Below are 14,419 nucleotides of genomic sequence, written 5' to 3' on the forward strand. Positions count from 1 at the left end.
TCACCCGATTCCAGGAATCGCCGAAATGATCAGGTCGACGAGTTTGATGCCGATGAACGGCACGATGATGCCGCCCAGCCCATAGATCAGCGCGTTGCGCCCGAGCATGGACGCCGCGGACAGCGGCCGGTACCGCACGCCGCGCAGCGCCAGGGGGATGAGCGCCACGATGATCAGGGCGTTGAAGATGACGGCCGACAGGATCGCCGACTCCGGCGTCGACAGCCGCATGATGTTCAACGCATCCAACTGCGGGTACACCGCGGCGAACATCGCCGGGATGATCGCGAAGTACTTCGCGACGTCGTTGGCGATCGAGAACGTGGTCAGCGCGCCCCGGGTGATCAGCAGTTGCTTGCCGATCTCGACGATCTCGATGAGCTTCGTCGGGTCGGAGTCGAGGTCGACCATGTTGCCGGCTTCCTTGGCCGCCGACGTGCCCGTGTTCATCGCCACGCCGACGTCGGCCTGGGCCAGCGCGGGCGCGTCGTTGGTGCCGTCGCCGGTCATCGCGACGAGCCGGCCGCCGGCCTGCTCGCGCCGGATCAGCGCCATCTTGTCCTCGGGCTTGGCCTCGGCGAGGAAGTCGTCGACGCCGGCCTGGTCGGCGATGGCCTTCGCGGTGACGGGGTTGTCGCCGGTGACCATGACGGTGCGGATGCCCATGGCGCGCAGCTCGTCGAACCGCTCGCGCATGCCGGTCTTGACCACGTCGGCCAGGTGGATGACGCCCAGGATCCGGGCCTCACCGGAGCGCAGCTCGGCGACGACCAGCGGGGTCCCGCCGGCCGCGGCGACGCCGTCGACCACGTCGTCGACCGCGATGTCGGGCCGGCCGCCGTGGTCGCGAACCCAGGCCAGGACGGCGCCCGCCGCCCCCTTGCGCACCTGGTGACCGTCGGCGAGGTCGACGCCGGACATCCGGGTCTGCGCGGTGAACTCGACGAACGTCGCGCCCGGCAGCTCGCCGGTGTGCCGTTCGCGCAGCCCGTACTTCTGCTTGGCCAGGACGACGACGGAGCGGCCCTCGGGCGTCTGGTCGGCCAGGCTGGCCAGCTGGGCGGCGTCGGCGAGCGCCGGCTCCTCGACACCGCTGACGGGCAGCAGCTCGACGGCCTGCCGGTTGCCGAAGGTGATGGTGCCGGTTTTGTCCAGCAGCAGCACGTTGACGTCGCCGGCGGCCTCGACGGCGCGCCCGGACATCGCCAGCACGTTGCGCTGTACCAGCCGGTCCATGCCGGCGATGCCGATGGCCGACAGCAGGGCGCCGATGGTCGTGGGGATGAGGCAGACCAGCAGGGCCACCAGCACCACCATCGACTGCAGCTCGCCCGAGTACCCGGCGAACGGCTGCAGCGTCACCACGGCGAGCAGGAAGATGATCGTCAGGCTCGCCAGCAGGATGTTCAGCGCGATCTCGTTCGGCGTCTTCTGCCGCGCCGCCCCCTCGACCATCGCGATCATCCGGTCGACGAAGCTCTCGCCCGGCTTCGCGGTGATCTTCACGACGATGCGGTCGGACAGCACCTTGGTGCCGCCGGTGACGGCGCTGCGGTCACCGCCGGACTCCCGGATGACCGGCGCCGACTCGCCCGTGATGGCGGACTCGTCGACGCTGGCCACGCCCTCGACGACGTCGCCATCGCCGGGGATGACCTCGCCCGCCTCGACGACCACGAAGTCACCGAGGCGAAGGTCGGAACTGCTGACGACCTCCTCGCGCGAGCCGACGCCGTCCGTGAGGCGCCGTGCCGGGGTCTCCTGCTTCGTCGCCCGCAGCGTGGCGGCCTGGGCCCGGCCGCGCCCCTCGGCGACGGCCTCGGCCAGGTTGGCGAAGATCACGGTGATCCACAGCCAGACGGTGATCCACCACGAGAACGTGCTCGGGTCGGTGATCGCCAGCACGGTCGTGAAGGCCGCGCCGATCTCGACCACGAACATGACCGGCGACTTCACCATGCGCCGCGGGTCGAGCTTGCGCACCGCGTCCGGCAGCGACGACACCAGCAGTCTGGGGTCGAACAGGCCGGCGCCGACCCGGGGCGCGGCGGCCTCGGGGGCCGGGGCCTGGACGAACGTCACTGTCTCTTTCCTTTCCGATGGTTCGGATCTGAGCCCGCTCATGTCAGCGCCACCGCGATGGGAGCGAGCGCGAGCGCCGGGAAGAACGTCAGCCCGGCGACGATGACCACCGTCGCGGAGTGCAGCCCGACGAACAGCGGCCGGTGCGTCGGCAGGGTGCCGGCCGTGACCGGGGTCGGCGTCTGGCGGGCCAGCGAGCCGGCCAGCGCGAGCACCAGCACGATCGGGACGAACCGGCCGATGAGCATGGCCAGCCCGAGGGCGGTGTTGTAGTACGGCACGTTGGCCGACAGCCCCGCGAAGGCGCTGCCGTTGTTGTTGGCGCCCGACGCGAACGCGTACAGGATCTCGGACAGGCCCTGCGGTCCGTCGCTCAGCAGCGAGGCACGGGTGGAGTCGAACGACGCCGCGATGGCCGCGCCGATGAGCAGCGCGAACGGCATCGCGAGGATGTTCAGCGCGACGAGCGTGATCTCGTACCGGCCGATCTTCTTGCCCAGGTACTCCGGCGTGCGCCCGACCATCAGGCCGGCCAGGAAGACGGCGAGGATGGCCAGGACGACCATGCCGTAGAGGCCGGTGCCCACGCCGCCGGGCGAGACCTCGCCCAGCATCATGTTGAGCATGACCATGCCGCCGCCGGCGCCGGTGTAGCTGGCGTGCATCGAGTTGACGGCGCCGGTGGACGTCCCCGTCGTCGAGTTCGCGAACAGCGCGGACGCCCAGACGTCGAACCGGACCTCCTTGCCCTCGACGGATGCGCCGACCGCCTGCGGCACGGTGCCGGGGTGGTTGACTTCGGCGGCGGTGACGGCGACCAGCGCGCCGCCCCACAGCACGGCCATGGCGGCGAGAACCGCGTAGCCCTGCCGCTTGTCCTTCACCAGGACCCCGTAGGTGCGGGTGAGCGAGACCGGGATCACCAGCAGCAGGAAGATCTCGATCAGGTTGGTGAACGCGTTCGGGTTCTCGAACGGGTGCGACGAGTTGGCGTTGAAGAAGCCGCCGCCGTTGGTGCCCAGTTCCTTGATGACCTCCTGCGAGGCCACCGGGCCGCCGACGATCGACTGCGTGGCGCCGCTCAGCGTGCTGATCTCCTCGGGCGAGGAGAAGTTCTGGATCACGCCACCCGCGACCAGCACGAGCGCGAACACGAACGCGATCGGCAGCAGGATGCGGATGACCGCTCGGGTGAGGTCGACCCAGAAGTTGCCCAGCCGGTCGGTGCCCCTACGGGTCAGGCCGCGGATCAGCGCGATGGCGATGGTCAGGCCGACGGCCGCGGAGACGAAGTTCTGGACGGCGAGGCCGGCCATCTGCGCGGTGTGCCCCAGCGTCGACTCACCGGCGTAGGACTGCCAGTTCGTGTTCGTGGTGAACGAGGTCGCGGTGTTGAACGCCAGGTCCGGCGTCAGGCCCGTGAAGCCGAGCGACATCGGCAGCCGGTCCTGCAGCCGCAGCATCGCGTAGAGGAACAGGACCGACGCCGCGGAGAAGCCGAGCACCGAGAGCAGGTAGGTGCTCCAGCGCTGGTCGGCCTCCGGGTCGACCCGGGCGACGCGGTAGAAGGCGCGCTCGGCGGCGAGGTGCCTCGTCGAGGTGAACACGCGCGCCATGTAGTCGCCCAGGGGCTTCCACACGACAGCCAGCAGGACGAGGAGAAGGAGGATCTGCAGCAGGCCCGCTGCGGTGGCACTCATCAGAAGCGCTCCGGGAAGAGCAGGGCGGCCAGCAGATAGCCGACGAGCAGCACGGCCACGATCAGGCCGACGACGTTCTCAGCGGTCACCGTTCGGCCTCCGCGTGAGTGGCGTCGGCGTCAGAGCCGTAGCGCCGTCCGAGCCGGTCCGCGCCCGCCGCGAGGAGCGCCATCGCGATGAAGAAGACCACCGTGAGGGCGATGTAGGCGACGTCTTGCATGAACACCCCTGAGGGAAGCCCAGGCCCCGCCTATCGGGGCCAGCGTAGGTAGACAACCACCTGAAAGGCCTGGTCATGGCCTGGTTAACGCCCTCTTAGCAGCTTCGGGCGGCCGTCTTGACACCCCGTTAGCGCGGCCGGCTCGCGGACCGGGGGTGGGGACAGCCCCACCCCCGATGGTGGAGCGGGCCTGGCTGTGCCGGCGGCCCGCGGCGGACAGGCTGGGAGCGTGCCCTCCACCGCCCCACCGGCCCGGTTCGCCACGGTGCTCGGCCTGGCCGCGGTGGCGCTCGTCGTCGCCCTGCACTGGGTGCTGCCGGTGACCGATCCGGGGACCGGCCGGGTGACGACGGCGCCGGCTGCGGCGGTCGTGCTCGCGGCGCCGCTCGCCCTGCTCGCGGCCGGCATCGCGGGGGTGGGCGGGGTGGCGGCGCTGGCCCGGCCGGCGCTGCCGTTCGCCGTCGTCGCGGTCCCGCTGATCGACGGCGCGGCCCGGCTGCTGTGGCTGCCGGTCGCGCTGCTGCTGGGCGAGCTGGCCCGGGGCACCCTGCTGCGGCTGCACCTGCGCTGGCGCGGAGCGGAACTGGTGGCGACGGCGGCAGCTGCGGTCCTGTTCGACGCGGCCGGGTGGTGGGTCGCGACGGTGGCGGCCTGCTGGCTCGCGGCGTACCAGAGCGGGCTGCTCGTCCGGGCCGGCACGGTGGACCGGTTGCGGCCGGTGCACGGGCTGGCGGTGGCGGCGGCCGGCGCGACGGTGGCAGCCTGCGGCCTCGTGCTGGCGGCGCTGGGGCCCGGCCCCGCGGGACCGCAGCCGACGCCGTCGGCCCCCGTCCTGCTCGGGTTCGTCGCCGCGCAGCTCGGGCTGGCGCTGGCGGCCCGGCCGCTCATCGACCGCTGGACCGCCGGCGCCCCCGTCGCCGGCGGTCTGGCCTGGCTCGCGCCGCGGCTGGCCACCGTCTACCTGTGGCACCTCCCCGCGGTCGCGCTGGTCGCCGTCGTCACCGTCAGAGTGGCCGGGTACACGCCCCCGGCCGGGTTCGGGCCGCAGTGGCGTTCGGACCTGCCGTGGTGGCTGCTCAGCGCGGCCGTCGCGCTCGTCGCGGCGGTCCGCCTCATCGGCCGGGTGGGGACAGCCCTACCTCGCACTCACGGGCTGACCGGCTCGTCTACCCTGCAATCACACGGAAGGCTGGAGGCATGAACACGCAGATCACCGACCGGCCGAGCGCCGGCTGGCGGCAGGTCCCCCGCGACCTCGCGTACCTGCTGCCCGGACTGCCCATCGCCATCGCCTCGTTCACGATCATGGTGACCGGGTTCTCCCTCGGCGCCGGGCTGTTCGTCCTCGCGTTCCTCGGCCTCGTCGTGTGGATCGCCATGCTGGGCATCGCCCGCGGGTTCGCCGTCGCCGAGCGTGCGCGTGTCGCCGTCATGGAAGACCGCCCCGTCGGTCCCGCCTACCACCGTCCGGCCTCCGGCAAGGGCCTGGGCCGGCTCTTCAGCTACCTGCGCGACCCGCTCGCCTGGCGCGAGTGGGGCTTCGGCATCCTCATCCTGCCGATCCGCTGCTTCACCTGGTCCATGACCATCGCGTGGACGGCGGGCGCGTTCGGCGGCGTCACGTACGCCCTGTGGGAGTGGGCCCTGCCGCGCGGCGACGAAGCCGAGAACCAGACCCTGGCCGAGCTGATCGGCCTCGGCGAGGGCCGGCTCCCCGACGTCCTCCTCAACACCGCCTTCGGCGTCGTCCTCCTCGCCACGCTCCCCTACGTGCTGCGGGCGATGGCGGTGACGGAGTCGTCGCTGGTCTGGGGCATGCTGACGAACGAGAACGCCGCTCTGCGGGCGCGGGCCGACGAGCTCAGCCGCAGCCGGCAGGCCGTCGTGCAGGCCGAGGCCGACACCCTGCGCCGGGTCGAGCGCGACATCCACGACGGGCCGCAGCAGCGCCTCGTCCGGCTCAGCATGGACCTCGAGTCGGCGCAGCGCCGCTTCGACGACGACCCGAGCGCGGCCCGGCCGCTGCTCGAGGGCGCCGTCACGCAGACCAAGGAGGCGCTGGCCGAGCTGCGCGCCGTCTCCCGCGGCATCGCCCCGCCCATCCTCACCGACCGCGGGCTGCCGGCAGCGCTGGCGGCGGCGACGGCCCGCTGCCCGGTGCCGACCACGCTGGACGTGGGTGCGGACCTGGCCGAGCGGCTGCCGTCGGCCATCGAGAACGCCGCCTACTTCGTCGTCACCGAGTCGCTGACCAACGTGGCCAAGCACTCCGACGCGTCGTCCTGCGCGGTGTCCGTGGTGCGGGTCGGCGACGTCCTGCACGTCCAGGTCGCCGACGACGGCCGCGGCGGCGCGCACCTGGGCAAGGGCCACGGGCTGGCCGGCCTGGCCGACCGGCTCGCCGGTGTCGACGGGCGGCTCGACGTGGCCAGCCCGCCCGCCGGTGGCACCGTCGTCACCGCCGAACTGCCCATCCCGGCCGCGAGCACCGCGCGATGAGCGACGAGGCGACCCGGCCGCGGGTGACCTGGCGCCAGATCGGCCGCGACCTCGGCTATCTCGTGCCGGGCATGCCCATTGCGGTGTTCTCCTTCGCGCTGATGATCACCGGGTTCTTCCTGGGCGTCGGGCTGATCGTGCTGGCGTTCGTCGGGCTGATCATCCTGGCCGCGACGCTGCTCACCGGCCGCTGGTTCGCCCGGGTCGAGCGGGGCCGGGTCGGCCTCATGGAACGGCGCTCCGTGGGGCCGGTGTACTACCAGCCGCCCCGCGAGCGAGGACTGTCGCGCGTGCTCGAGATCCTGCGCGACCGGCAGACCTGGCGCGACTGGCTGTACAACGTGCTGATCCTCCCGGTCCGGGTGTTCACCTGGTCGGTGACGATCATCTGGCTCGGTTTCGCGATCGGGCTGTCGCCGCTGATCCTGCTGTCCTGGGCCATCGCCGGCGGCGGCGGGTTCCGCGGACTGCCGCTGGCCATGGCGCACATCCTGCGCGGGGTCGCCGCCCTGGAGTCGTCGCTGGCGTGGGGGCTGCTGACCAACGAGACCGCCGCCCTGCGCGCCCGCACCGAGGAGCTGAGCCGCAGCCGCCAGTCCGTCGTCGCCGCCGAGGCCGAGATGCTCCGCCGCGTCGAGCGCGACATCCACGACGGCCCGCAGCAGCGTCTGGTTCGGCTCACGATGGACCTCGAGTCCGCCCAGCGCCGCTTCGACGACGACCCGCAGGCCGCCCGGCCCCTGGTCGAGGAGGCCGTGCTGCAGACCAAGGAGGCCCTGGCCGAGCTGCGCGCGGTGTCGCGCGGCATCGCACCTCCCATCTTGACGGACCGTGGGCTGCCGGCCGCGTTGGCTGCGGCGACGGCGCGCTGCCCCGTCCCGACGACCCTGGACGTCGACCTGCTCGACGGCGAGCGGCTGCCGGCGGCGGTCGAGAACGCGGCATACTTCGTGGTGACGGAGTCGCTGACGAACGTGGCCAAGCACTCCGACGCATCGTCGTGCGCGGTGTCCGTGCTGCGGGTCGAGGACGTCCTGCACGTCCAGGTGACGGACGACGGCCGGGGTGGGGCTCACCTCGGCAAGGGCCACGGCTTGGCCGGCCTGGCTGACCGGTTGGCCGGTGTCGACGGCCGGTTGGATGTCGCCTCGCCCCCCGGAGCCGGGACGACGGTGTCCGCTTCGTTGCCGCTGGTGGACTGAGGTTCTGCCGGGGGTTCGAGGTGGGCGACCCGTCCCCCTGCTGCCCAGTCTCTTGGCAGCTATCAGGGGGACGGGGAGACCCTGGGCACGCCTCGCCGTCATCTTGCGGTGCGCGAGGCTGTGGACACCGATGATCATCAAGGATCCGCTACATCACCGGGCTTACCCGAGCCTCAACACGATTGCAGGCGTGTCGAGGCTCGGGCAAGCCTGGTGGGCGGCCCAGAAAACGCCCGAGATCCCACCACGTGGACGGCCACGAGCCGTCGAGGGCGGGTTACTACCGCCAGAGCAGCAGTAACCCGCCCACGACGCCCGTCAGGAGGGAGTTCTCCCCGCTATAGCGAGGAAAAGTCCCTCCCGACGCCGTCAAAAGGGCCGACCTCAATGGCGACCGAGCCAGCGAGCCACCACCCACCCGTCGCCAGACTCCCCCCGTCCCCCTGATAGCTGCCAGGTTGTTGGCCGCGGGGACCCGGGTCAAGCGGTCCCCCCGCGCGAAGCGCCATCGGTCCGCTTGAGGCGGGTGCACGCGGCTAAGACACTGGGCAGCAGGGGGACGGGGGGAACCCCACCTCAGGGCGCGGCAGCGTCCGGCGCGGCCGCCGGCTCGATGGCCAACACCACGGGCAGGGCGGGCAGCGCCGGCAGATGCGGGTGCGGCATACGCGCCGTACGCCGACGAGCCCGAGCCGCGGCCAGCAGCCGGACGCACACCCAGGCCGCCGCCATCAGCGCCGCAGCGGCGACCGGGGCGATGAGGATGACGGCGCGGAAGAGGAACACCGTCGGGAGGGCTTCGCCGAGGCTGGCGCCGGCCAGCATCAGGGTCCCGATGAGGGCGGTCTCGGCCGAGCCGATGCCGGCGGGGGTGGGGGTGGCGGCCGACAGGGCGGTGCCGGCGAGGTAGGCCGCCATGGCCACGCCGATGCTGATGGGGACGCCGAAGCCGACGGCGGCGAGGGCGAAGCCGGTCGCGAGGCAGGTGGCGGCAGCCAGCTGGGCGGTCAAGGCGGCGAGCGCCAGGACCGGCCGGGCGCGGACCGAGGCGAGTACGTCGCGCGACGTCAGCACCAGCCGGCGCCACTTCGACGGCGGCGCCACCACGGCGGGCAGCGACGAAGCAACCGGAGCCGTCCGGACCGCCGGGTGAGCACCGAACCGCGCCAGTCCCCCAACCGAACGGGCCGCGCGACGACGGGACAGCCAGCCGGCCAGCAGCTTCACCGCGACGACGATCACCGCGGCCACCGCGAGCACTGTCAGCAGGCCGCTCCAGCCCTCGCGCAGCCAGGCGACCCCCAGCAGCAGTCCGCCCGCGTGGGCGAGTCCGCCGGCCACGGCCCACAGCGCGATGACCCCGGCGGCAGCCGTGTTGGAGGCGCCGCCGCGGTGCAGGGCCGCCGCGAAGACGCCGGCCGCGCCGACCCCCGCCGGCACGATGCGGTTGGCGACGGTGCCGCCGACGTGAGCGGTCGCCGTCTCGGTCCACGAGAGGTAGCCGGTGCAGATGGCCCGCTTGCCGGTGATGGCCGCGATCGTCGCGAGCACCCAGAACAGCGCCACGATGAACGGCACGGTGGGGTTGCTGCGCATCGCCGTCGCCAGGTTCGGCAGCGCCGCGGGCACGACGACCAGCCCGACGGCGACGAGGCCGGCGATGACTGCCAGCAGACCGACGACCCGGCGAGTGCTGCCGAAAAACGCACTCCGCCGGGCCTTCGTGGTGGTCTGCTCGTCGATCGCCACACACCTATGGTGACCGACCGAAACGACCTGAGTCTGTAGTAGAGGCGTACAACTGGCGTCGAAACGCCCTCTCACCTGGGCTGTTGACGCGAAAAATTTCCTCAGCCGACCCGCCGGAGCCACGTGAATCCGGTGTTGGCGTCGATGCAGGTCTGCAGGATCACGTCGCAGCGGTCGCCGCAGGTCCACTGTTCCGCCGGGCCGAGCTCGGCCGCCCGGCCGGGGGCGATGACGCGGTCGACCACCTCGTAGAGGCCGGCCTGCTCGCCGGTGAGCTGCACGTACGCCCCCATGGCCAGCTCGTTCCACCAGGCGTTGCCCTGGAAGTCGTGCCCGACGACGAACACGCCGGCGTCGACGGAGGTGTAGTGGCAGCCGACGCCGTGCGGGAGGGCGTCGACGTCGGCCTGGTTCGCGCAGGACCGCACCGGGATCGTCGCCGCCGACACCGCCGACACCGTCACGTCGGCGCTGGTCACCGGCAGGTAGCGGGTGCCGCCGGGGTACACGGCGCGGTAGGCGGTGCTGACCGTCGGGGTGACGGTGGTGGCGGCGGCGCCGTCGGAACCGGTCGTCACCGTCGCGACCGCCGTCCACGCCCCGTCCGCCAGCGCCTCGACGACGATGTCGCCGATGATCGGGACGGCGTCGGTGTTGTGCCAGCCGACCGTCAGGACCGCCGGGCCGCCGGTCACGACCCGGGCCGGCGCGGCGGTCAGCGTGAGCGCCGACTCCATGCGGGTCTCGGCGATGACGGCGACCTCGTCGGACACCTGGGGCGCGAGCGCGTCGCTGCCCGGGTACACGAGCCGGTAGATCGCCGAAGCCGCGACGGTCACACTGGTCGACGCGCGGCCGACGGACGTGGTCAGCTCGGCGACGGGGACCCAGGTGTCGCCCTCAGCGCGCTGCAGCAGGACGACGCCGTCGACGCCGTAGCCCGCGCTGTCGATCCAGGTCGCGGTGAACACCTCGGTCGCGCCGGGGTCGGTCAGGCCGGGCGCGGTGAGGTACAGCTCGGTCGGCGCGGGCGCGGCCGGGTCCGAAGCGGGCGGCGGCGCCGGCGGTGTCCCGGGCGACGACGCCGTGGGCTGCGGCTCGCCGGGCACGGGACCGTCCGGCGGCGGGGCGGACGGGTCCGGGTCGGGCGCCGCCGGGTCCGCGACGGGGGTACCCGGCGGTGACGTCAGCGGCGTCGGTGCGGGCGCGACGGCGTCGTCGGCGGTGTGCGCGAGCACGGAGCTCGCCGCCGCGGGCACGTCGGGCAGGGCCGGCCGGTCGGTCGCCGACACGTAGAAGCCGACCGCCGCGGCCAGCGTCAGGGCCGCGAGGATGCCACCCAGGATCCGGTTCACTGCTCGTCGCCTCCGCTCGGGTCGGTGGGCCGGTCGGTCGGGGTGCCGAGCGTGGGCCCGGTCGGGGTCGGCGACGGCGTGTCGGTCGGGTCCGGCGTGAACGTCGACGACGGCGTGCCGTCCGGCGGCGGCTCGTCCGTGGGCGACGGCCCGACGGCGACCACCACCGTCACCGTCGATCCCAGACGGAGGCTGGTCCCGGCGGCCGGCTGCACCCCGAGCACGGTCCCCGGCGCCTCGCCGGACTCGGCCGGCGTCTCCACGACGGTGAACCCGGCGTCCTGCACCTGCGCCCGGGCGACGCCGATGCCCAGGCCCAGCACGTCGGGGACCACCTGGTTGCCGCTGGCCAGGGTCAGGGCGACGACGGCGCCCGGCTCCAGCGTGGTGCCGACGCCGGGGGCGCTGGCCAGGACGGTGTCGGCGGGCCGGGCGGAGTCCTCGCGCGTCAGCTCGCCGAGGACCAGGCCGGCGCGCTCGATCATCGCCCGCGCCTCGGTGAGAGTGGCGCCGTCGAGCTGGGGCACCGTGACCGACGGACGCGCCTGTGGCCCGCCGGACACCACGATCAGCACCGGCGAGTCGGCCGAGACCGACGACCCCGCCGCCGGGTCGGTGCGCACGACCAGCCCGGCGGACACGGTGTCGTGCGGCTCGGTGCGGACGCTGCCGTCGCGCATGCCGGCGGTGTCGAGGGCCTGCCGGGCCGCTTCGGCGGTCTGCCCGGCGACGTCGGGGACGGTGATCGAGGCGTCCGCCTCGGGCGGCGGACCCGCGAACAGCCACAGCAGCAGCGCGACCAGCCCGGCCGCCGTCATGACCAGCAGCGTCACCGGCCAGAGCACCGACCGCGGCTCCGGCTCGGGCGGACGGGGCGCGACCAGCGGCTGGGCGTGGACGATGCGGGCCGGCTCCTGCCGCCGACGCTCGGCCAGCTCGCGCGCCACCGGGACCGGTACCGTCGCCGGACCGGCCGGGCGCCGGACCGGGGCGAACGCCGTCGTCGTCGAGACCCGCGGGATGACCTGCGTCGTGCTGTGGTCGGGCCCGGCGCCCGCGCGCAGGCCGGCGGCCACCCGGAGCACCTCGTCGCGCAGCGCCCCCGCCGTGGCCGGGCGGTCGCCGGGGCGCTTGGCCAGCAGCCGCACCAGCAGCGCGTCGATCTCGGCCGACACACCGGGCAGCCGCGTCGACGCCCGCGGCACGAGCGCCGTCACGTGCATCAGCGCGACGTCGCGCACCTCTTCGGCGACGTACGGAGGCGCGCCGGTGACCAGCGCGAACAGCAGGCAGCCGACGGAGTACAGGTCGCTGCGGCGGTCGACGGGGAAGCCCTGCGCCTGCTCCGGCGACACGTAGGCGACGCTGCCATGCACGACCTCGGACTCGGTGCGCTGCTCACCGACGGCCGCGATGCCGAAGTCGAGGACCTTCACGGCGCCGTCGTCGGTGATCATGACGTTGCCGGGGCTGATGTCGCGGTGCACGACGCCGCGCTGGTGGGCGTGGTCGAGCGCGGCCAGCACGTGCGCCGTCAGCTCCAGCGCGTCGGCGGGGTCCAGCGGCGGTACCGCGCCGCTGGCCAGCAGCGAGCGGACGGTGCGGCCGCGGACCCGCTCCATGGCGATCCATGCGATGGTCCGGCCATCGACGTCATCGGCGCCGACGTCGTGCACCGTCACGATGCCGGGGTGCGACAGCATCGCCGCCGCCGTCGCCTCGACCTGGAACGCCGCCTGCGCGCCGGCGTCGGCCGCGAGGTCGGGCCGCAGCACCTTGACGGCGACCGGCCGGCCCAGGCGGGTGTCGCGGCCGGCGAACACCGTCGCCGACCCGCCGCTGCCCAGGACCTCGCCCACCTCGAACCGGCCGCCGAGCACGGTGCCCGGCGGGACCAGCGGCGGGATGGCGAGGTCGTGGGTGGTCATGGTCAGCTCCAGCTGGCGCGCGCGTAGCCGTTGGCGGTCTCGAGCACCTTCGCGGCGTACTCCGTGGACCGGTTGTAGGTGAGGACGGCGTGCTGCCAGTCCGCGCCGTCGCTGAGGTCGCCGCCGTCGGCGCAGAGGTAGCGCCCGGCCGCCAGCGCGACGTCGTCGAGGTTGTGCACGTCGCTGACGCCGTCGCCGTTGCCGTCGACGCCCCACTTCCGCCACGTCGACGGGATGAACTGCATGGGCCCGACCGCGCGGTCCCAGACGGAGTCGCCGTCGAGCTCGCCGCCGTCGCTGTCGGCGATGGCCGCGACACCCGGGCCGCCGTCCAGCGCGATGCCGACGATCGGCTCGGCCGTGCGTCCGTCGGGCTCGACGTGGGTGCCGCCGAACGTCCCGTGGTGTGACTCGACGAAGCCGATGCCGGCCAGCGTCGGCCAGCCCAGCGCGCAGGACGGCTGCTCGTCCGCCAGCCGGATCGCGGCCGCGGCGTACGAGACGAGCGCGCGCGGCGGGATCCCGATGCGGCCGCCGACCTCGCGCGCCCAGTCCGGCGAGACGCCGAGCGAGGCCGCCGGCCCCAGCTCGTCATCGGCGACCGCGTCCGCCTGCGGTCCCGCCGCGGCACCGGACGGCGGCTCGCCGACGACGCCGTCGGTCACCGGGGCGGCGACGAACAGCGGCTGGTCGCTGCTGCCGGGCGAGGTCCGGGCCACGGCGAACAGCAACCCGACGACGGCGAGGATCGCGAACGCCGACAGGATGGTCGCGCCGCGGCCCGGCCCGGTCACCCGAACCGTCCGTGCACGTAGTCGCTGGTCCGCTCGTCCTGCGGGTTCTCGAACATCACCGACGTGGGTCCGTGCTCGACGATGACGCCGGGGGTGCCGTGCGAGGCGAGGAAGAACGCGCACCGGTCCGAGACGCGGGCCGCCTGCTGCATGTTGTGCGTGACGATGACGATGGTGACCTCGGAGACCAGCTCGGCGATGGTCTCCTCGATGCGCCGGGTCGACGTCGGGTCGAGCGCGGAGCAGGGCTCGTCCATCAGCAGCACCCGCGGCTGGATGGCCAATGACCGGGCGATGCACAGACGCTGCTGCTGGCCGCCGGAGAGCGCGCCGCCGGGCTGACGGAGGCGGTCGCGGACCTCCTTCCACAGGCCGGCCTTCGTCAGGCAGGACTCGACGAGGTCGTCCTTGGACCGCTTCGATGCCCGCAGCCCGGTCAGCTTGAGCCCGGCCACGACGTTGTCGTAGATGGACATCGCCGGGAACGGGTTCGGCTTCTGGAACACCATGCCGATCTGCCGCCGCGCGTCGGTGAGGCGGCGGTTCGGCGCGTAGATGTCCTGCCCGTCCAGCATCACCTCGCCCGCCAGCGACGCCGACGGGATCAGCTCGTGCATGCGGTTGAGGATCCGCAGGAACGTCGACTTCCCGCAGCCCGACGGGCCGATGAGCGCCGTCACCTCACCGGCGCGCATGGACAGCGACACCCGGTCGAGCACCTTGTGGGTGCCGAACCAGGCCGAGATCGACCGCGCGTCCAGCCCGGCCAGCGACGCGACGTTGGCCGGCGCCCCATTCGGCGACGGCCGGCTCGCCTGCACGGCGGGGAGGGCGGTGGTGTGGTCGGTCGGTGCGGTCATCGGGTGTCCTTTTCGCTGTGTCTGGCCGGG

General features: G+C 73.4%; 12 protein-coding genes. 3 read left to right on the top strand and 9 right to left on the bottom strand.

The genetic code is table 11. The features are described from left to right. The 4 genes from kdpB to HD601_RS35065 are packed head-to-tail and all read right to left on the bottom strand — an operon-like array spanning position 1 to position 4,002. A complete protein-coding gene (gene kdpB, locus HD601_RS25500) occupies positions 1-2,124 on the bottom strand; it encodes a potassium-transporting ATPase subunit KdpB (RefSeq protein WP_184826687.1) in 2,124 nt (707 codons plus the stop codon). Continuing rightward, positions 2,121-3,782: a potassium-transporting ATPase subunit KdpA gene (kdpA, locus tag HD601_RS25505; protein WP_184826689.1), complete on the bottom strand. Its 1,662-nt coding sequence runs from the start codon at positions 3,780-3,782 to the stop codon at positions 2,121-2,123. The genes kdpB and kdpA overlap by 4 nt, the downstream gene beginning before the upstream one ends. Then, a complete protein-coding gene (gene kdpF, locus HD601_RS34235) occupies positions 3,782-3,871 on the bottom strand; it encodes a K(+)-transporting ATPase subunit F (protein WP_046768830.1) in 90 nt (29 codons plus the stop codon). Before kdpF ends, kdpA begins: the two co-directional genes overlap by 1 nt. Further along, positions 3,868-4,002: a hypothetical protein gene (locus HD601_RS35065; protein ID WP_281386350.1), complete on the bottom strand. Its 135-nt coding sequence runs from the start codon at positions 4,000-4,002 to the stop codon at positions 3,868-3,870. Before HD601_RS35065 ends, kdpF begins: the two co-directional genes overlap by 4 nt. Positions 4,003-4,231: 229 nt before the next feature. On the opposite strand from HD601_RS35065, the gene HD601_RS25515 reads away from it, so the two are divergent. From HD601_RS25515 to HD601_RS25525, 3 genes are read left to right on the top strand one after another with little or no spacing between them, the layout of a single operon-like run. Continuing rightward, on the top strand, positions 4,232-5,203 hold the full coding sequence (locus HD601_RS25515) for a hypothetical protein (RefSeq protein WP_184826691.1): 972 nt from the start codon (positions 4,232-4,234) through the stop codon (positions 5,201-5,203). After that, positions 5,200-6,501, top strand: coding sequence for a sensor histidine kinase (locus HD601_RS25520; protein WP_184826692.1), 1,302 nt, complete (start codon positions 5,200-5,202; stop codon positions 6,499-6,501). The genes HD601_RS25515 and HD601_RS25520 overlap by 4 nt, the downstream gene beginning before the upstream one ends. Then, positions 6,498-7,703: a sensor histidine kinase gene (locus tag HD601_RS25525; RefSeq protein WP_184826694.1), complete on the top strand. Its 1,206-nt coding sequence runs from the start codon at positions 6,498-6,500 to the stop codon at positions 7,701-7,703. The genes HD601_RS25520 and HD601_RS25525 overlap by 4 nt, the downstream gene beginning before the upstream one ends. Before the next feature lie 576 nt (positions 7,704-8,279). On the opposite strand, the gene HD601_RS25530 is transcribed toward HD601_RS25525, so the two are convergent. The 5 genes from HD601_RS25530 to pstB form a co-directional block, all read right to left on the bottom strand. After that, on the bottom strand, positions 8,280-9,452 hold the full coding sequence (locus HD601_RS25530) for a lysylphosphatidylglycerol synthase domain-containing protein (RefSeq protein ID WP_184826696.1): 1,173 nt from the start codon (positions 9,450-9,452) through the stop codon (positions 8,280-8,282). A gap of 101 nt (positions 9,453-9,553) precedes the next feature. Further along, positions 9,554-10,807 carry a hypothetical protein gene (locus HD601_RS25535; protein WP_184830336.1) on the bottom strand — a complete coding sequence of 418 codons (1,254 nt, stop codon included), beginning with the start codon at positions 10,805-10,807 and terminating at the stop codon, positions 9,554-9,556. Then, positions 10,804-12,735 (bottom strand): Stk1 family PASTA domain-containing Ser/Thr kinase, encoded by a 1,932-nt coding sequence (gene pknB / locus HD601_RS25540; RefSeq protein ID WP_184826698.1) that lies wholly within the window; start codon positions 12,733-12,735, stop codon positions 10,804-10,806. The genes HD601_RS25535 and pknB overlap by 4 nt, the downstream gene beginning before the upstream one ends. 2 nt (positions 12,736-12,737) lie before the next feature. Next, positions 12,738-13,529 carry a lytic murein transglycosylase gene (locus tag HD601_RS35070; RefSeq protein WP_184826700.1) on the bottom strand — a complete coding sequence of 264 codons (792 nt, stop codon included), beginning with the start codon at positions 13,527-13,529 and terminating at the stop codon, positions 12,738-12,740. Beyond that, positions 13,526-14,389 carry a phosphate ABC transporter ATP-binding protein PstB gene (gene pstB / locus HD601_RS25550; protein ID WP_184826703.1) on the bottom strand — a complete coding sequence of 288 codons (864 nt, stop codon included), beginning with the start codon at positions 14,387-14,389 and terminating at the stop codon, positions 13,526-13,528. The genes HD601_RS35070 and pstB overlap by 4 nt, the downstream gene beginning before the upstream one ends. Positions 14,390-14,419 lie beyond the last annotated feature (30 nt).

The sequence above is a fragment of the Jiangella mangrovi genome (assembly GCF_014204975.1).
Classification (GTDB): Bacteria; Actinomycetota; Actinomycetes; order Jiangellales; family Jiangellaceae; genus Jiangella; species Jiangella mangrovi.

Bases quoted from the DNA above. Each gene is read 5' to 3' on its own strand.
- kdpB (WP_184826687.1), bottom strand. From the start codon at position 2,124: ATGAGCGGGCTCAGATCCGAACCATCGGAAAGGAAAGAGACAGTGACG.
- kdpA (WP_184826689.1), bottom strand. From the start codon at position 3,782: ATGAGTGCCACCGCAGCGGGCCTGCTGCAGATCCTCCTTCTCCTCGTC.
- HD601_RS35065 (WP_281386350.1), bottom strand. From the start codon at position 4,002: ATGCAAGACGTCGCCTACATCGCCCTCACGGTGGTCTTCTTCATCGCG.
- HD601_RS25520 (WP_184826692.1), top strand. From the start codon at position 5,200: ATGAACACGCAGATCACCGACCGGCCGAGCGCCGGCTGGCGGCAGGTC.
- HD601_RS25525 (WP_184826694.1), top strand. From the start codon at position 6,498: ATGAGCGACGAGGCGACCCGGCCGCGGGTGACCTGGCGCCAGATCGGC.
- pknB (WP_184826698.1), bottom strand. From the start codon at position 12,735: ATGACCACCCACGACCTCGCCATCCCGCCGCTGGTCCCGCCGGGCACC.
- pstB (WP_184826703.1), bottom strand. From the start codon at position 14,389: ATGACCGCACCGACCGACCACACCACCGCCCTCCCCGCCGTGCAGGCG.